Consider the following 17,522-nt stretch of genomic DNA (forward strand, 5'->3'; position numbering starts at 1 on the left):
CCCAGCCACGTTCCGTGCATGAGTACCCGTTGGCTGTTCAAGGGGTCGGGCCCTACAGCCTCACTGCCGACACCGACGGCTCCTTGTGGGCCACCTTCGTCCACCACGGTCAGATCGCCCGCCTGACACGTGACGGTTCGGCCACCCTGTACACGTTGGACTCCGCCGCGTGTGGACCCTCCATCATCACCGTAGGGCCCGACCGAGCACTCTGGTTCACACGTCTGCACGACAACCGGATCGGCCGGATCACCAAAGACGGAAGAGCAGACTCCTTCACGCTACCGACCCCTGATGGTCGGCCCTTCGGTATCACACTCGGGCACGACGGGGCTTTGTGGTGCACCGAGATGAACACCGACCTTGTCGCACGCGTCACCACGGAGGGAGAGATCACCGAATTCCCTCTACCAACACGCGGAGGGTTTCCCTCATTCATCACACCAGGTCCGGACGGAGCCCTCTACCTCACCCTCAACCAGGCCAATGCCATTGGCCGCATGACCATCGATGGACGAGCCACGCTCCATCCTCTCCCGACCTCCGAAGCGGGTCCCGTCGGCATCACCAAGGGAACGGATGGAGCTATGTGGTTCGTGGAGATCAACGCGGGCCAGATCGGCTGCCTCACCCAGGACGGCCACATCCGAGAGTTTCCCCTTCCAGAGCGCGACTCGCGGCCCCACGCGATCACCCCTGATCCGGAAGGCGGATGCTGGTTCACCGAGTGGGGCGCGAACAGGGTCGGACACATCACAGCCGAGGGCGACATCGACCTGTTCGACCTACCCGCGCCCGCAGGCGAACCCCACGGAATCACGGTCACGGACGACGGGGCCGTCTGGGTCGCACTGGAATCCGGAAGTATCGCCTCCCTCACACCGTGATCCAGCAGAGCGAACTCGTGTCCCGAAAGGGCATCTCCCTTCGTACGGGTTGCTCTGGAACCCATTTCCATCGGACCTTTGATCCGATAGTCGGCCGACCTCAAGCATGAGAAAACCCCAGGCCAGGACGGGTAAAACCGCATCCTCACCTACTGAGTTTTTCTTTAGTTGTGTGGGGTTGGAGAGTGGATCTCCAGCCCGGTATGAGCAAGGAAGGACCATGGGAGTCGGTCGTCTTCACAGACGCGGTTGATACCTCGTTCGGCTGCGTCGGCGACGTCGGCCAGGTGGCCACCGGCCACATTGGCCAACTCCCGGGCCTTGATGGACGACCACAGCATCTCCACGGGGTTGAGCTCGGGGGCATAGGCAGGCAGCCGCTCCAGCGCGAGCCAGTCCTGACCCTCCACCCAAGCGCGCATGGCCCGGCTCCAGTGCGCGGAAAGCCCGTCCCAGACCAACACCACCTGCTCGCCCTCGTAGAAGGCCTTGAGCTGTTCGAGTACTGCGATCAGCGCCTCGGTGTCATAGCTGCCCGGACGCAGGTCGAAGCACAACCGCGCCCCACGTCCGGCCTCGGCGGCTCGGTAGCCCAGCGCGGCGGCCATTCCCGCTCGCTTCCAGTTCAACCGGTGGGCCAGGGTGGGGGTGCGGCCACGGGGTGCGTAGGTGCGGCGCACCTGAGGCAGCAGCGAGACACCCGATTCGTCGAGAAAGACGATCCATGCCCGGTTTCTCAAGGCCCCCTTTTGATGCGCGGCCACTCGTGCGACACCCACCGGGCGATCTCGTCCTCATCGCGCTCCACAGCCTTGCGCTGGGGCCGCTGCAAGCTCCACCCCAACCGCCCAGTCAGCAGCCGCCACACCGAGGCCCGCGACAAACCCACACCACTCGTGCGCTCGACCACCGAACCCACGCGCTCCAACGTCCACAGATCAGAGGCGAACCCGTGCGCCACCCACCCTCCTCCAAGGCCACACGGATCTGTTCCACCTGCGCATCGGTGAGCTTGCGGGGACGCCCCGTGGGCGGGCGGCGGCGCAGCGCCGCGGTCCCGCCCTGTTCCATCCGCCGCTGCCAGCGCCGCACGCTCTCGGGCGTGACCCCGAGCATGCGCGCGATCTGGGACTGGGAGTGGCCTTGGTCCAGGAGTTCCACCGCACGCATCCGTCGGGCCTCGGCCACCTGGGGGCGGGTCAGCGGCGAAACGGCTTGTGCGGGGGCAGCGGTTTCAGCTTGGCGGGGCATACCGCCATGCTCACACGACCGAGCTTTCTATACCCACACAACTAACGAAAAACTCAGTAAGCACTCCACAACTTCGACCAGGGGACCTTTGATCCAATGGCCGACCGTCCCCGACCACGAGAAACCCCCAGGCCAGGGCGGGTGAACCCGTATCCCGACCTGGGGTCGGAGCGCCTCATGGGGCTCCTGGTGTGCTCCCCTGAACCGGCTGCCGTACCGGAATCGGAGCACCCGCCCTGCCTGTGCGCGGTGCCGGCCGGGGCCCACTCCCTGACCGCGATCGGCCAGTGGGCGACCATCATCCGCCGAGTGCCGATCAGCCTGGCCCACACCGCACCGGCCCGCATGACCACCACCGCCGACCTGGCCGTGCTCATCGTCGACGGCAAGCACGGAAGGCGCACGGTCAAGGTACTCACCGCCCCCGCATCGCCTTCCCCCACACCAGGCAGGTGTTGCGGGTACACCGGTGGATCAAGGAGGTCTCCCCCGGTCGGGTGTAGCGCACCTACGCCTATGTCATCACGAGCCTGCCCGGGTTGGCGGGCCTGACGCGGGGTCTCAATTGGCGGATCGAGGTACTGCACCACATGCGGGATTCGGGCTTCACAGAGGGCGCCTCCAGAGCGCGAACCGCAGGAGTGTGGCGATGCTGCGCAACCTGGTGATCCCGCTGTTGAGTGGGCTGAGGATGATCAGCATCTCCGAAGCGGTGCGCTGGGTGTACTCACCCGCCCTCTCCAGCTACTCCAAATCCCCTGAACAGGGCAGAAACGTCCCTCACCCGACTTTCCAACAGCCCTGGGCAGCGCTACGCCATCATCCACGATCCTGACGGAAACACCGTCGATCTCTTCGTAGACTCCTGACCTGCCGCCCGTGTCTCCGGCGATATCCGAGCTGGACGGCGACTTCCATGGACGCGATGAGGACGGCACCACCACCGGGGAACCAAGGAGGATCCTGTGACCCACGCGGACCGAGCGCCTTCGACCCGACGGTCAGCCCGCTTGGGCCACGAGGAAGCCCCGGGCCGGAACGGGCCGTGTGCCGACGGTTGAGCGCCTGACCCGCAGAGGCGTGGAATCCTCCGAGCGGTCGGGGCGGCACCGGTGACAGGCCGAGCGCGCCATGGCCTGGCTGTCCGGATGCCGCCGCCCGCACCGCCACCGACCGCCGATCGCTTCCCGGCCCTCGCCGGCACCGCCCGCACACCGGTCCGCTACCGCGGGCCGACCCCGGGAGACGCGCTCTCGGCCTGTTCCCGCCACGGTGCGACCGGTCGCACGGTACGCGGAAACGGCCTCACGTCCCCTCCTCGGCCTGGACGTCGGCCGTACCGGGCCCGTGGTCGGGCATGGCCGAGCGGGCCTGCGCCTCCCGGTGCAGGCGCAGGAACTCCAGGTGCCGCTCGTACTCGTCGAGGATGTTCCCGATGAGCTGCTCCTTGGTGTAGCCCATCACGTCATAGCCCTGGCTGCCCTCGGTGAGGTAGACCTCGAAGCGCACGTAGTTGTCGTGCTCGGCGAGCGAGCGCATGGCGAACGCCGGGGTGGGGACCACGATCGGCCACACCCGGTAGGTGAACTCCTCCTCGGAGCCCATCGGCACCCGCAGGTCCAGGTGCGGGATCCCGACCTCCTTGTCGACCCCCTCGGTCACCGACGCCTCCGCGCCCTGTTCGCGCAACCCTTCGGCGACGTCCTCGAAGGCGGGACGGCACACCTCCCGGACGAACCTGGTGGCCGCACGCTTGCCGGGGAAGTTCACCGCCCTCGCGATCCGCTGGCGCCAGTTGCGCTCCGCACCCCGGCGGTCGACCGCGGTCCGGTCCGACAGCGAGGACGACAGGGTGGTCCGGAACGCGTCCTGCCGGAATCTCTCGACCCTCAGCGCCTTGTACAGCCCCCAGATGATCAGGAGCATCACGAACGAGAACGGCAGCCCCATGATGATGGTCGCGCTGGTCAGAGCGTCCAACCCGCCGACCAGGAGCATGGCGAGGGTGAGCAGGCCGGTCGCCGCCGCCCAGAAGACACGCAGCCACGCCGGCGCGTCGGTGGTCGGTGTCGGCAGGTAGGAGCTGAGGTTGCCCATCACCAGCGCACCGGAGTCGGCCGAGGTGACGTAGAGGAGCAGGCCGACGACCGTCGCGAGTCCGGCGCTGAACAGCACGCCCGGGTACTGCGTGAGCAGTGTGTAGAACCCCCGTTCGGGTTCGTTCATGGCGAGCTCTCCGAACGCCACGTTGCCCTGGCGCACGATACTCAGGGCGCTGTTGCCGAAGACCGACAGGAACGTCAGCGTGTACAGCAGCGGGACCACCAGGGTCGCCGTCACGAACTGCCGGATGGTGCGACCGCGCGAGATCCTGGCCAGGAAGAGCCCGACGAAGGGCGCCCAGGCGACCCACCAGGCCCAGAAGAACAGGGTCCAGTCGTTGAGCCAGTCGATCGGCGGATCGTAGGCGAAGGTGTTCAGCGTCATCGAGGGGAACCGGCTGATGTAGTCGCCGATGTTCAGCACGAGGGCGTTGAGCAGCTGGACGGGGTTCTCGAAGACCAGCACGTAGAGCATCAGGATGATGGCGAGCACGACGTTGAGCTCCGACAGCCGCCGGATGCCCCGGTCGACACCCGCCACGGCCGACACCGTGGCCACCAGCACGGCGACGAGGATCAGACCGATCTGCGCCGCCGTCCCCTCGGGGATGCCGAAGAGGAAGTTCAGCCCGTAGTTGAGCTGGACGACGCCGATGCCCAGCGACACGGAGATGCCGAAGATCGTGCCGATGATGGCCGCCAGGTCGACCGCGTCACCGATGCGGCCGTGGATGCGCCTGCCGATCAGCGGGTACAGGGCCGAACGGATGGCCAGGGGGAGGTGGTAGCGGAACGAGAAGTAGCCGAGGGCCATGCCCATCAGCGCGTACATCGCCCACCCGGTGATGCCGTAGTGGAAGAGCGTCCACACCACGCCCTGCCGCGCCGCCTCGACGGTCTGTGCGTCGCCCTCGGGAGGGGCCAGGTAGTGGGTGACCGGCCCGGCCACGGAGAAGAACATCAGGTCGATGCCGATCCCCGCCGCGAACAGCATGGCGGCCCACGCGAACACCCCGTAGTCCGGCCGGGAGTGCTGGGGACCGAGCTTGATGGTGCCGTACCGGGAGAGCGCGACGAACACCACGAACCCCAGGTACAGGGTGGCGGCGAGGAAGTAGTACCAGCCGAACACCCGGCTGATCCAGCCCACGACGGTGCCGATGACGTACTCGGCTCCCGTCGGAGTGATGATCGCCCAGATCGAGAGCGCGAGGATCAGGATCGCGGAGCCGAAGAACACGGTCGGTTTGAGCTGGCTCCGCCCGGGCTCCTCCCGCTCCAGATCCGCCGGCATCTCCGGATTCGCCGCGCCGTCCTGACGATCCTGTCCTCCGTCATCGGTGGCCACCGATCTCACCTCTCGTTCCTGCGGTGCCGGTAGTGGCTCCCCGCGGGCGGCGGTGACGGGAGGCGCCGAGGAGGGGCCGAGGGCCTTCCGCGACCGCGGCCGGGCACCGCGCTCGGGAGCGCGCAGCCTCGGCGCGGACCGCGCAGCCCTGTCCGGCGCCCGCCTAGGTGCCGTCCCGGCGCCGCGAGGCCGGCGGGAAGCGAACCATGGGACTCAGGTAGTCCACGGCGCCATCCTCACCGATCGTCCGTCACCGGGCCCGTAACCCACGCACGGTGGCGTGGCGCGTCGCCCCTGGTCATGCGGCGAGGCAACGCCGTCCCGGCGCCGCGAGGGAGGGGGGTGCGAGACCGGCCGCCGGGGTCTCGCCATCCGGTAGCGGCCCAGCCCGGGGGCAGTCGTGTGGAGGGTGGTGGGACACGTGGAGGTAGTGGGACACACACTCCGTGTAGGGGTTTCCGGGGGTGCAGAGGTCGACGGGCAGAGGCTCGCCACGGAGACAAACCACCGATTCCCGGTGACGGGGCCGGAGCCGAGTGGGGGAGGCGATTCCGGCACACTCCAGAGCTCGACCCGGACCCGCCACGAAACAAGGTGGCAGTAGGGCATGAGTTCGGCTGTGTCATACCATTCGGGAACGCCGCACATTCCGGCCTGCTGAAAATCACGTCCATGGAAGCACCCAAGAACCGCAACCCTGGCCCCGACCTTGGTCCGTTTTGACGAAACTCACGAAAATGGCGTGCACCTTTCCTGGTGGTAAACATTCGTCGAACTCAACCGCCTCGCCAATGATTAACCATTGAACTTAATTGGCCAACGTGGTTGCCTTCCGACAGGCCCAAAAGCGTGGGGCAAACACGAAGCCTCCCAGGCATTGCCATCACGGCTTCCTTTCCAGGAGACGTGTCGGCAGGGCTCACCACAGGGGACGCACGGACCATCGGAGAAAAAATGAAGATCATCAAGGGCTTGTCCGTCGCCGGTGCTGCCGGGGCACTCGTGCTGTCCGGGTTCTTCGGCGGAGGAGCCGCATTCGCCAGCACTTCCTCGGGGACCTCGGTGGAGCCGGCCGCGGTGGAGAGGAGGTCCTTCTCCTGCGAGTGGGAGTCGGGCAACCTCAACTTCTCCTGGGACAACGGAATCACCAGCACCCGGATTTACTACAACAACCACTGCAGCGACGTGCGGTACGTCACCGTTCAGATTTACCAGGTCAACGGGGGAGAGCGTACTGTCTGCTGGCGTGTACCCACGGGGAAGGGCAGCAAGCTGTTCTCCAAGGGGGCAGGTGAATCCGTCCACACCATAACCAGGCACTGCTAGTTTCCCAGCGACGCAGGGATCCGCCGGACAGTCAGAAGTCCTTTCCGCCCGGCTTCCTGCTGCCCGCGGACACGAGCCCCGTTTCACATGGTGACTGGGGGAACGGGGCTCCTTCGTCCTTGTGGAATTCCGGGGTTCGACGCTGACCAGGGTGCGTACGCCTGCGTCGACGGTGGGCCCTGTGGTTCTCACGTTCGGGGAACGTACACGTTCAGTCCGACGTCGGCCTCCTGCGGATCCACCATACGGACACGGGCCCGGGGCCCGGAAACACGGTTGCGCGGAAGATCCGCCGGACCCAGGATGGTCCGGTGCAGACCCGAGAGATCAGACCGGACCTGGGACGCGACACCTTGGCCGCGCTGGACTTCGGCGGCACCGGCACTCCGGTCCTCCTCGTCCATGGCAGCGGGCACAACGCGGCCGCGTGGGCCGACGTGGCAGCTCACCTGACCGACCGCTGCCGAGTCGTCGCCGTCGACCTACGGGGGCACGGTCGGACCGAAGCCGAGTCCCACAGCGCGGAACAGTACTGGCGGGATCTCGCCGGTGTCTCCCGGGCCCTGGGCTGGGAGCGTCCCGTCCTGGTCGGACACTCCCTGGGGGGGTTACGCCGTCACCGCCGCGGCCGCCAGCGGCCTGGTCCGGCCCGCCGCGGTGTGCGTCGTCGACGGACTCGTCCTGAACACCCGTGACGAGGCCGTGCGGGAACAGGAAAGGTGGACCACTCCCGAGGCGCGGGAGCAGATCCGTACCCAGTTCCGCTACGGCTGGTCCGCCACCCCCGACCAGGCCCACGAATACGTGGAGCAGTGCGTACGAGACGCCCCGGACGACTGGCTCAACCGGGACTGCCGCCCCGGCCTGGTGCGCAGCGTGCTGGAACGCTCCTTCACCAAGGAGCAGCACAGGTGGCTGCGGCGCCCCACCCCCGAACAGATCACCGTGATCAGCGCACCCGCCCCGGACGCCGCCGTCTACCCCAGCGTCGACGTCTACGAACGCCTCACCTGTCCGCTCACGATCGTGCTTCCCGACCAGGGGTTCTACGCCGCGCGCCGGGACGAGGTGCGAGCCATCACCGCCGCGCGCCCGGAACGGGCACTCGTGGAGATGCACACCCACCACAACGTGCCCATGGCCAGACCGGAGGAACTCGCCCGCATCATCCTGGATCTCGTGCCCGCCCGGCCCGGGGCATGACCGGGGTGCACCGTGGCCGCGGGAGTACCGGGGAAACCGTTTCATAGTTGATGCCGACAAAACGCCCACCGTGCACGCCGAACCGCTAGAAAAACACCATGGTGCTCACCAAACTCATCTACATGCACGAGCAGCGCGTCGTCAGAAAGGCGGGTGTCACCACGGGACGCGCCTGGCGGGACCAGGACCTGGCGGCGAAGCTCCCCGTCGTCCGCTCGGGTGACCTGGAGACAGCTGTCATGCTGCTCAAGACCCCGGACCCGGACCTGCGCGCCCTGCGCGTCGATGTCCTGGGGATGGAGTGCATGCCCTTCCTGCACAGGCTCGAGGACGGTCTGGGGAAGAGTGAGGAGCCCGATCCCGACCTCGCCCTCCTGACCGGGTTGACGCGGATCCGCGCGGCGTGGGAGGTCCGGACCGGAGCGTGGGCCAAGGACGTGGGCCGGGAGCGCTTCGAGGAGTTCCACGCCATGCTCCCCCCGGCCTACGAGTACCTGGTGTACGCGGCCAACGCGGCCCCGGAGCAGCCGGACGCGGTGAACCACCTGCAGTGGTTCGGTCTGGGAACCGGGATGCCCCGGGAGGACCTCGACGTCCTGTGGGACCGGCTCGTCGAGCGCGATCCGTGGCACTTCGCGGGCCACCAGTCCCGTCTCCAGGTTCTGTGCCAGAAATGGGAGGGATCCCATGAGGACATGTTCGCCTTCGCCCGGCAGGCCGCCGCGCACGCCCGCAAGGGCGACCCGCTGCTGGAACTGGTACCGCGGGCGCACGTGGAACGGTTCATGATGCTGCAGCGGGAACGGGAGGACGACGTGGTGACCGTCGGCGACCTCAACTCCCTGCGCCAGGAGTACCTCACCGACCACGGGGTGCGGTCGGAGATCGTCGACGCCGCGGACCTGTGGTTGTCCGGGGACAACGACCACCCCACCAGGCAGGAGACCGCGCACGAGTTCGGCTCCGCGCTCTACTTCGCGGGCGAGACAGAGCTCGCCTCCCGTGCCCTGCGGCTGGCCGGGACGACCATCCAGAACTTCTCGGCGTGGGTCCAGTGGGAGTTGAGCTCGGAATACGAGTACGTCCGCGCCTGCCAGAAGTTGGAGATCCCGCTGTCCGCCCAGACCGAGGCGTAGTCGGCTTCCGCTAGTCGTATCCGGCACGCTCCGCCCTCCCCCGGCCCCCTTCCCCCAACCCCATGGAGGGCACCACCGTGCGAAGATTCGCGCCGAGGATCGCGCTCACGCTCGTGATCCTCTTCGTCGTCCTCGTCCTGGTCGGCAGGCACCTGCTCGTACCGGCGAACCGGTCCTTCGAGTACGGCGACGGGATCAGGCTCCAGCTCCTGAGCATCTCCCACGAGCAAGTCGACGGACAGGAGAGGGTCACGTGGGGGGGTGGAGGTCATCAACGGGACGGACGGGCCGCTGGACCTGAGCCTGTCCTCGACCTGCCGCCACGCCGTGCCGCCCCTGGAGTCCGGCCCCTCCGCCCTGGCCGAGCGGAACGGGGAGGAAGTCTCACTGCCGGCGGGGCTGGCCACCGGCGTCGCGGACTCCTGTCCGTCACCGAGGTCGGGCCGGTGGTGGGTCTACACCCTCACCCTGGAGGACCAGACAGGCGGCGCCGGCTCCCGCACCGTCACCTTCGCGGGCAGGGCCCACTGACCCCGGCCGGCCGTTGACGGGCACGGCCCCGGTTCCCCTGGTGCGGTGACGGGCCGGACGGGCACCGTGTGCGTAGGGTGGCCGGAGGTATCGCCCCGCGAGGGCGTGGGCCGGACCGGCGAGGCCAGGAGGGCGACCGTTGTTGTGGGACGTGGCAGCGATCTCGGCCGCGGCGCTGATCCTCGTCATCGGTGGCGGCCCGTTCACCCGGCTGGTCGACCGGCTCGCCGACCGCACCGGCATGGGCGAGACCCTGGCGGGCATCGTCCTGGTCGGCGCGGTGACCTCGCTGCCCGGCCTGATCACCAGCCTCGTCGGGGCCGCCCACGGCGACGCCTCCTTCGCCATGAACAACGCCCTGGGCGGGATCGCCGCCCAGACGGTGTTCATCGCGTTGGCGGACATGTTCTACCGGCGCGCGAACCTGGAGCACGCCGCCGCCTCCCTGCCCAACCTCCTCGCCCCGATCGGGCTCTCCATCATGTTCGGCGTGGTGCTGGTGGCCGGGATGGGGCCGCAGTTCAGCCTCCTGGGCATCCACCCCGCCTCACTGGTCCTCGTGGCCTGTTACCTGTACTGGCTGTGGCTCTCCCAGAAGGTCCGCTCCAAACCCATGTGGCAGGTGGAGCGCACCCGTTACACCCAGGCCGACGAACCGGACCCGGCCGCCCTCGACAGCGACGAGTCGCTCGGGGGGATGTGGGTGAAGTTCGCGGCGCTCGCCTGCCTGGTGGCCGTCACCGGCTACGTCGTGGGTGAGGCCGGACTGTCGTTGGCCGAGCGGACGGGGATGTCGAGCGGCCTGGTCGGCGCGCTGATCACCAGCGTGGTCACCTCCCTGCCCGAGCTGGTGACGGTGCTGTACGCCATCCGCATCCGCGCGCTGCACCTGGCGCTCGGGGACATCATCGGCGGCAACGGCTTCGACGTGCTCTTCCTGTCCGCCTCCGACGTCGCCTACCGGGAGGGCTCCCTCTACAGCGCGATGGACGCCCGGGTGGTGCTGCTCATCGGCCTGGGCATCGTGCTCAACCTGCTGGTCGCGGCGGGACTGATACGCCGACAGGAGTCCGGCATCGGGTTCGAGGGCATCGCCCTGCTCGGCTTCTACGCGGCCGGGGTGGCCATGCTGGTCTCCCTGGGGTGAGGCCGTGGGCAGCGGCACGGAGCGGTCAGACCTCGTCGGGGTGGGCACGACGGGCGTAGGCGCGCGCGGCACGGGCCCGGTCTCCGCAGCGGGTGGAACACCAGTGACGGCGGCCGCGGCGCAGCAGGTAGCGGGTGCAGGGGGCGGAGCCGCAGGCGGTCAGGCGCACGGCGTCGGGACCGGCCAACAGGTCGGCGGCATCAGCGGCGAGGCTTGCCAGGGCGTGGTCGACGATCTCACCGGTGGGGTGCTGCGTTGCCCGGTAGGGACCGTTCCGCTCGTCCCACCGCAGCAGGGGGGCGGTGGGCACTTTGGTGAGCGCGTCGTTGACGGCCCTCAGGGCGGCGGGGCGGGCGGGGAGTCCGGCGACGTGTGAGGCGAACAGGGATCTGAGGTGTTCGCGCAGCACATGCAGTTGTGCGGCGCACATCTCCTGCATTCCGGCGTCCACCGGGGCCAGACCGCGCTCGGTCATCCACCGGTTGGTCTCGGCGGGGGTCGCGAGGAGGTCCACGAGACGTCCACCGGGCAGTGCGACGGCGCTGTTGGCGAGGGCGAGGGAGGGGTACTGCTCCGCACCCGGCGCAGGCGGCAGGTCCAGTTCTTCGGTCACGGTCTCGTCCATGCATCTCATGGTACAACTTGCGCCATCCGTGAGAGGCGGCTACCGTTCATCACGGTTGATTTACTTCCATCCGTGAGGTGTATGCATGTCCGTCGCAACCGAACAGTTCCCCGTCCGCGTCTTCGGCGGCCCCACCGCCCTCTTCGAGTACGGCGGGCTGCGTTTCCTGACCGACCCGACCTTCGACGGCCCGGGAGACTACGAGACGCCTGGCGGCCCGAGACTGACCAAGACCGCGCCCTCGGCCGGCGCCCCAGCCGACCTCGGTCGCGTCGACGCGGTCCTGCTCTCCCACGACGAGCACGCCGACAACCTCGACAACGCCGGGCGCGCCCTGCTCGCCGAGGTCCCCCTCACCCTGACGACCACCGGCGGCGGGCAGCGCCTCGGCGACGGCGCCAGAGGACTGGCCGACTGGGAGGCCGCCGAGTTGGATCGGCCCGACGGCGGCACGGTCACCGTCACCGCGGTCCCGGCCCTGCACGGGCCCGGCGCGCGAGAGGACGTCGAACCGTTCACCGGCCAGGTCGTGGGCTTCGTCCTGACCGGAGAGGGCCTTCCCACGGTCTACGTCAGCGGCGACAACGCCTCACTCGAACTGGTCGAACGGATCGCCGAGCGCTTCGGCCCGGTGGACACGGCCCTGTTGTTCGCGGGAGCCCCGCGGTTCCCGGTCCTCTTCGGAGGCCGGCCCCTCGTCCTCGACAGCACCCAGGCCGCCGAGGCCGCCCGGATTCTGGGGGCCCGCCGCGTGGTCCCCGTCCACCACGACAGCTGGACCCACTTCACCGAGGGCGCCGAGGAACTGACCGCCGCCTTCACCACAGCTGGCCTGGCCGACCTTCTGGACTGGGGACAGCACGGCTGACCAGAGGGGATCCCCTCCCCGCCCTCCCGGCACCGCGCCCCGGAGGGCGGGCGGGGTACCCGGAGAGCCGCCCCGCCCGTGTCCGGCGACTATGACGGACGGTCGCCCTCGGCGCCGGGTCGGGAGGGTGCCCGCCCCCCGTCGGGGCGCAGTGCGTCGAGGATCAGGGCGAGCCCGAACCCGAACTCCCCGTCGTAGTCGTACCCCTGCCCGAAGGCGTGCTCGCTGATGACCGCGGCCAGGTGCGGATAGGTGTCGGCGGGCAGGCCACCCAGGATGCCGTCCGCGAGCTCGTTCGGCCCCTCCTGCTCGGTGAAGGGCAGGCTCAGCTCCTGCAGGACGAACCCGTAGAGGTAGCTGTCGATCACCGAGACGGCCCGGGCCGCCCCCGCTGCGGAGAAGCCTCCGGACCGCAGCGCTCCCAGGACGGCGTCGTGGTGGCGCAGGGTCGCCGGACCGGGTTTCTTGCGGGAGTCCATCAGGCCGACCGCCCAGGGGTGGCGGCGAAGGGCCGCGCGCGCCGAGGCGGCGCGGTCGCGCATGTCCTGCCTCCAGTCCACCCCCGGCGCCGGCAGGTCGATCTCGGCGAACACCGCGTCGACCATCCCGTCCAGGAGGTCCCCCCGGTCGGCCACGTGGTTGTAGAGCGACATCGCCTCGACACCCAACCGGGCGGCGACCGCCCGCATGGTGACCCCCGGCTCCCCTTTCTCGTCCGCCAATTCCATCGCGGCGCGAATCACGCGCCCCCTGCTCAGGGGCTCCCGCCTGCCCTGCGTGCGCCGTCCGCTGCCGCGCCCGCCCATGATGCGCCCTCCTCCGGCACTTGTCTTACTTACAGAGTAAGTCTATCGTTACTTACACCGTAAGTTCAGCAGGATGAGAGGGAGGGTCGGAACATGGGTACGACACCGGTGCGAAGGATCTGCGTCATCGGGGCCTCGGGCAAACTCGGGCGGTACATGGTGCGCCACGCGCTCGACCGGGGTCTGGAGGTCGTCGGCGTCTGCCGCGAACGCAGCGTCCCCAAACTCTCCGAGTTCGCCGACCGGATCACCGTCGTCCCCGGCTCCACCAACGATCCGGAGGTGATCCGGCGGGCCGTGGCCGGATGCGACGGGGTGCTGACCGTGCTCGTGCCCTGGGGGGTGCAGCAGTACTCGTCCGGTACCGCCCAGGCGGTACTCGACCACGCCGAACCCGACGCACGCCTGGTCTTCTCCTGCGGCTGGCACATCAGCCGGGACGGCGGGGACCGGTACTCCTGGAAGCTCAGGCTGGCGCTGCGGATCGTCACCCCGCTGGCCCGTCTGGTGCGCGCGGTCGACGTGAACGACCAGGTGGAGGCGTGCCGACGGATCTTCGCCAGCGACCGGCGGTGGACCGTCGTCCGAGGCAGCGACCTCGAGGAGGGTGACAGCCAGGGGCTGCCCGTGTGGAGCCGCCACGTCGGGGACCCGGTCCTGGCCGGCAACCTGACCCGGCGGGTGGACTTCGCGCTGTTCATGGTCGAGGCGCTCACCGACGACACCCTCGTGCACGAGGCGCCGGCGATCGTCGGCCGCCGCTCCCCCAGCGCCCTGGCCCACGCCGCCGAAGCGGAGCGGGGAGCGACCGGACCATGACCGGCCACGACCACTCCCCCGGCCCGGCGGAACGCGCCCTCGCGCCCGACCTCGCCCGCGGGATCATGCTCCTGTTCATCGCGTTGGCCAACGTGTCCTGGTACCTCTACGGAGCGCCGACCCCAGCGGTCTCCGCCCACCGTGCCGACGCCACGGGGCCCGACGCCCTCTGGCAGGGCGTCTCGATCGTCGCCGTCGACGGGCGGAGCTACCCGCTGTTCGCCTTCCTCTTCGGCTACGGCATCTGGCAGGCCTACACCAGACGGCGCACGGCCGGCCAGGACGAGGCGGACGCACGCCGGTCCCTCCAGTCGCGGCACCTGTGGCTGCTCGCCTTCGGCGCGGTGCACGCCGCGCTGCTGTGGCACGGGGACGTACTCGGCGCCTACGGGCTGATCGGCCTCGTCGTGGCCGGGCTGTTCCTGCGCCGGTCGAACCGGACCCTGGCCGTGTGGGCCCTGGTGCTCGGCGGTCTGCTCGGGCTCCTGTCCGTGCTCACCCTGGCGGCCGGGGCGGCCGCCCCGGCCGCGGGGGCCGTGCTGTCCGAGGGAGCGATGCCGCAGTTCGCCGCCCTCACCCCGTACACCGACTCGGTCCTGCCCCGGCTCCGGATGTGGCTGCTTCTGACAGTCGGCCAGGGCGTGCTGGGGCTCGTCGTACCGGTGGCCGTCCTCACCGCGGTCCTCTGCGCCCGGCACCGGATCCTGGAGTCCTCCGAGCGGCACCGGCCATTGCTGTCGGTCGTGGCGGTCACCGGCATCACCGCGGGGTGGCTCGGCGCGGTCCCCTCCGTGCTCGTGCAGCACGGAGCATGGGACGTCCCGGTGTGGACGCCGCTCATGTTCAACGGCCTCACCGGGCTGTTCGCGGCGTTCGGCTACGTGGCGCTGATCGCCCTCCTCGCGGCGCGCCTGTCGGCGGCGCGGGCCCACCGGGGTCCCGTGCGGGCCCTCAGCGCCCTGGGCAGGAGGTCCCTGTCCGGCTACCTGCTGCAGTCGGTGCTCTTCGCGCCGCTGCTGTGCGCGTGGGGACTCGGGCTCGGCGGCGTCCTGGCGCAGTGGCAGGCCGTACTCGTGGCGGTGGCCGTGTGGCTGTTCACCCTGGTCCTCGCGGCAGTCCTGGAGCACACGGGCAGGCCCGGCCCCGCGGAACGGCTGCTGCGCGCCCTCGTCCGCCGCGACAGGCGCCCCCGCGGGGCTCCCGCCGCCTCCTGAGAACGGGCGGGCCCCCGGCCGAGGAGCCGTTCCCGGACGAAGGACACCGGGGGCACCATGCGGGTGGCCTCCTCTCTCCCCCCAACGGCCCGTGCCACCGCGCACGGATACGGGTAGGGGTTCAGATGCGGACAGTACGGGGGCGGAAACCCCCGTGACCAGGAAGGGAGGCGTGCCGTGGGACGCGAGGGCAGTGTCGGGCACGGAGGAAGCGACCTCGGACGCAGGGCCGCGGCGCGCAGGGAGGAACTCGGGCTGACCCGGGAGGAGGTCGCGGATTCGGCCGGCATGGATCCGGGATACGTGGCCTATCTGGAGAAGCATGCGCCACGGATGCCCAGGGAGTCGCTGTACCGGCTCGCCCGTGCGCTGAACACCAGCCAGGACCGCCTGCTGGGCACGGACACCGACGTGCCGCCGGGTGCGGCGACCACAGCGGCGCCGCTCCCGGAGACGCACACGCTGTCCCCCGACAGGTGCATGGAACTCATCGGCCCGGGAGGCGTGGGACGGATCGGCTTCGTCCCCGAGGGCGACTCGGCGCCGACCATCCTCCCGGTGAACTACCTCGTCCGGGACGGCTCCGTGGTGTTTCGCACCGAGGACCACGGGGTGATCGCCGAGCACCTCCCGGGGGACGCCGCCTTCGAGGTCGACCGGGTCGACGGTGCGACGAGTGAGGGGTGGAGCGTCCTTCTGGTCGGTCGTGCCGCAGCGGTCACCGACGAGGCCGAGGCGGCCGCGCTCCGCTCCGGCGCCCGCGTCCGGCCGTGGGCGGGAGGCGACCGCGACCTCTTCGTCCGGGTCGCCCCGGACAGGGTCAGCGGGCGTGAGGTGAGCGGCCGGACCTCCGGGTGACGGGCGCGGACGCGCAGCCGTGGGGCTGCTCGTGAGGGGCCCCAGGGGTTTCGGCAGCCGTTCCAAAGGTGGTTCGGGAAAACGGAAGCGGCCGTTCTGAACGCAGGTGGTACGGGTATTTTTCGCCGGTCGGGTATTTCCTTCCGCCGAGTCAGGTTCCGCCGGGGCGAGGCGACCAGGGTCTTTGAACGGCCCGGTCCGGTCCGGCGGAACCGCTGTCCCTCCGGCGGTCCCGCTCGATAAAATCAGGTAATGGCTTCTGCTCAGAATTCCGAAGAATCCGGCTCGGAAAACCCGCCCCTCTCCCTCAACGCCACGGTCATGGCGCATCCCTCCCGCTCCTCCGAGGCCGAACGCGTCCTGGCCGAACTCTCCCTCCCCGGTGCCGAGGCGGTCTTCGACCCCTACCCCGACGCGCCGCCGAGTTCGCTGCGGACCGCGGCCGCCGCGCTCTCCCGCGCCACCCCCGACACCAGCACCCACCACCTCCTCCTCCAGGACGACGTCCTGCCGGCCAAGGACCTGCCCGCCTCCGTGCTGGAGTGCTGCCGCCTGCACCCGGACGCGGCCCTGTCCTTCTTCGTCGAATGGGGTTCGCGCACAGCGGTCCTGGCCCGGATGGCGGTCTTCTCCGAAATCAGCGCGGTACCGGTGATCAACCCCTACATGCCCTCGCCGGCCCTGGCGATGCCCAGCGCCCTGACCGCCGAGATCGCCGAACAGATGGCGAAAGGAAACGATGGCGGAGACGGCGACGAGGAACCCGACGACCGGGCACTGCTGCGCCTGCTGCGCGAACGCGGCGTGCGCACCCTGACGATGGTCCCCAACCTGGTCGAACACGACGACCTGCCGAGCCTGACCGGCAACACCGGCCAGGGGGTACGGCGCTCGGCCTGCTTCACCGCCGTCCCCGACGTCCCCTTCGATACCTCCGTGCTCGACCTGCCACGGCTCCTGCCCTTCTACGCCTGGAACACCGGCAACGCGATCGTCATCGACACCGCCGAGGACGTGCCCACCGCGCACCGGCCCACCGAAGGGGTCCTGGCCGACTGGGGCCTGGACCAGGACAGCTCGCGCCGGGCTTTGGGGGTCACCTCCGGCGCGGCCGCCCTGGCCGCAGCCGTGCGTCCCGACCTGCTACTGGGCGCGTGGAACACCGCGGTCGCCCTCGGCGCGGTGCAGGAGCACACCGACCCGGGCAGCGTCGCCACCCTCCGGGACCGGGCGGGCCTGCCACTGGTACGGCGGGCCCTGCACACCCACGTCCCCGGGGCGCTGCGCGTCTTCGTGGACGCCGCCTCCCTGGAACCGTTGGAGGAGGAACTGGTCGAGCTGACCCTGGCCGCACTCGAACTGGGCGCCGGGCTGGACGTGCCCCGGGGCGAGCTCTGACGC

Annotated in this window: 18 protein-coding genes; 12 read left to right on the top strand and 6 right to left on the bottom strand. The window is 69.7% G+C overall.

The genetic code is table 11. The features are described from left to right. Nucleotides 1–14: 14 nt before the first annotated feature. On the top strand, nucleotides 15–887 hold the full coding sequence (locus ACUKCB_RS14730; RefSeq protein ID WP_473036184.1) for a Vgb family protein: 873 nt from the start codon (nucleotides 15–17) through the stop codon (nucleotides 885–887). A 164-nt stretch (nucleotides 888–1,051) separates the two neighbouring features. Here ACUKCB_RS14730 and ACUKCB_RS14735 read toward each other — a convergent pair whose 3' ends face one another. The 4 genes from ACUKCB_RS14735 to betT all read right to left on the bottom strand — a co-directional run bounded on the left by ACUKCB_RS14735 (nucleotide 1,052) and on the right by betT (nucleotide 5,534). Continuing rightward, nucleotides 1,052–1,627 (bottom strand): transposase, encoded by a 576-nt coding sequence (locus ACUKCB_RS14735; RefSeq protein WP_473036185.1) that lies wholly within the window; start codon nucleotides 1,625–1,627, stop codon nucleotides 1,052–1,054. After that, nucleotides 1,624–1,848, bottom strand: coding sequence for a helix-turn-helix domain-containing protein (locus ACUKCB_RS14740; protein ID WP_473036186.1), 225 nt, complete (start codon nucleotides 1,846–1,848; stop codon nucleotides 1,624–1,626). The genes ACUKCB_RS14735 and ACUKCB_RS14740 overlap by 4 nt, the downstream gene beginning before the upstream one ends. Continuing rightward, a complete protein-coding gene (locus ACUKCB_RS14745) occupies nucleotides 1,740–2,138 on the bottom strand; it encodes a helix-turn-helix domain-containing protein (protein WP_473036187.1) in 399 nt (132 codons plus the stop codon). Before ACUKCB_RS14745 ends, ACUKCB_RS14740 begins: the two co-directional genes overlap by 109 nt. Before the next feature lie 1,305 nt (nucleotides 2,139–3,443). Then, a complete protein-coding gene (betT, locus tag ACUKCB_RS14750; protein ID WP_473041012.1) occupies nucleotides 3,444–5,534 on the bottom strand; it encodes a choline BCCT transporter BetT in 2,091 nt (696 codons plus the stop codon). Between the two features lie 1,008 nt (nucleotides 5,535–6,542). Here betT and ACUKCB_RS14755 point away from each other — a divergent pair. The 6 genes from ACUKCB_RS14755 (at nucleotide 6,543) to ACUKCB_RS14780 (ending at nucleotide 10,931) form a co-directional block, all read left to right on the top strand. After that, the gene (locus tag ACUKCB_RS14755; RefSeq protein ID WP_473036188.1) at nucleotides 6,543–6,914 is read left to right on the top strand and encodes a hypothetical protein; all 372 of its coding nucleotides are present in this window, start codon (nucleotides 6,543–6,545) and stop codon (nucleotides 6,912–6,914) included. Between the two features lie 437 nt (nucleotides 6,915–7,351). Next, a complete protein-coding gene (locus tag ACUKCB_RS14760) occupies nucleotides 7,352–7,609 on the top strand; it encodes an alpha/beta fold hydrolase (RefSeq protein WP_473041013.1) in 258 nt (85 codons plus the stop codon). Further along, nucleotides 7,572–8,117 (top strand): hypothetical protein, encoded by a 546-nt coding sequence (locus ACUKCB_RS14765; protein WP_473036189.1) that lies wholly within the window; start codon nucleotides 7,572–7,574, stop codon nucleotides 8,115–8,117. The genes ACUKCB_RS14760 and ACUKCB_RS14765 overlap by 38 nt, the downstream gene beginning before the upstream one ends. Before the next feature lie 98 nt (nucleotides 8,118–8,215). Beyond that, nucleotides 8,216–9,253, top strand: a complete 1,038-nt coding sequence (locus ACUKCB_RS14770) for a hypothetical protein (RefSeq protein ID WP_473036190.1) — start codon at nucleotides 8,216–8,218, stop codon at nucleotides 9,251–9,253. 261 nt (nucleotides 9,254–9,514) lie between these two features. Next, nucleotides 9,515–9,784, top strand: a complete 270-nt coding sequence (locus tag ACUKCB_RS14775) for a hypothetical protein (protein WP_473036191.1) — start codon at nucleotides 9,515–9,517, stop codon at nucleotides 9,782–9,784. 151 nt (nucleotides 9,785–9,935) lie between these two features. Continuing rightward, nucleotides 9,936–10,931, top strand: coding sequence for a sodium:calcium antiporter (locus ACUKCB_RS14780; protein WP_473036192.1), 996 nt, complete (start codon nucleotides 9,936–9,938; stop codon nucleotides 10,929–10,931). 25 nt (nucleotides 10,932–10,956) lie between these two features. Here the strand turns inward: ACUKCB_RS14780 and ACUKCB_RS14785 are convergent, their stop codons facing one another. Next, nucleotides 10,957–11,556 carry an ABATE domain-containing protein gene (locus ACUKCB_RS14785; RefSeq protein ID WP_473036193.1) on the bottom strand — a complete coding sequence of 200 codons (600 nt, stop codon included), beginning with the start codon at nucleotides 11,554–11,556 and terminating at the stop codon, nucleotides 10,957–10,959. A gap of 85 nt (nucleotides 11,557–11,641) precedes the next feature. Between ACUKCB_RS14785 and ACUKCB_RS14790 the strand changes: the two genes are divergently transcribed. After that, nucleotides 11,642–12,424 (top strand): MBL fold metallo-hydrolase, encoded by a 783-nt coding sequence (locus ACUKCB_RS14790; protein ID WP_473036195.1) that lies wholly within the window; start codon nucleotides 11,642–11,644, stop codon nucleotides 12,422–12,424. Nucleotides 12,425–12,513: 89 nt separating this feature from the next. On the opposite strand, the gene ACUKCB_RS14795 is transcribed toward ACUKCB_RS14790, so the two are convergent. Beyond that, the gene (locus tag ACUKCB_RS14795) at nucleotides 12,514–13,230 is read right to left on the bottom strand and encodes a TetR/AcrR family transcriptional regulator (protein ID WP_473036196.1); all 717 of its coding nucleotides are present in this window, start codon (nucleotides 13,228–13,230) and stop codon (nucleotides 12,514–12,516) included. A gap of 93 nt (nucleotides 13,231–13,323) precedes the next feature. Here ACUKCB_RS14795 and ACUKCB_RS14800 point away from each other — a divergent pair, with 93 nt between their 5' ends. The 4 genes from ACUKCB_RS14800 to ACUKCB_RS14815 all read left to right on the top strand — a co-directional run bounded on the left by ACUKCB_RS14800 (nucleotide 13,324) and on the right by ACUKCB_RS14815 (nucleotide 17,519). Further along, the gene (locus ACUKCB_RS14800) at nucleotides 13,324–14,049 is read left to right on the top strand and encodes an NAD(P)-dependent oxidoreductase (protein ID WP_473036197.1); all 726 of its coding nucleotides are present in this window, start codon (nucleotides 13,324–13,326) and stop codon (nucleotides 14,047–14,049) included. Then, nucleotides 14,046–15,263 (top strand): DUF418 domain-containing protein, encoded by a 1,218-nt coding sequence (locus ACUKCB_RS14805; RefSeq protein ID WP_473036199.1) that lies wholly within the window; start codon nucleotides 14,046–14,048, stop codon nucleotides 15,261–15,263. The genes ACUKCB_RS14800 and ACUKCB_RS14805 overlap by 4 nt, the downstream gene beginning before the upstream one ends. Before the next feature lie 177 nt (nucleotides 15,264–15,440). Beyond that, nucleotides 15,441–16,121, top strand: coding sequence for a helix-turn-helix domain-containing protein (locus ACUKCB_RS14810; RefSeq protein WP_473036200.1), 681 nt, complete (start codon nucleotides 15,441–15,443; stop codon nucleotides 16,119–16,121). 252 nt (nucleotides 16,122–16,373) lie between these two features. Beyond that, nucleotides 16,374–17,519, top strand: coding sequence for a hypothetical protein (locus tag ACUKCB_RS14815; protein ID WP_473036201.1), 1,146 nt, complete (start codon nucleotides 16,374–16,376; stop codon nucleotides 17,517–17,519). Nucleotides 17,520–17,522: the final 3 nt, after the last annotated feature.

It is taken from the genome of Nocardiopsis moroccensis, assembly GCF_055763695.1.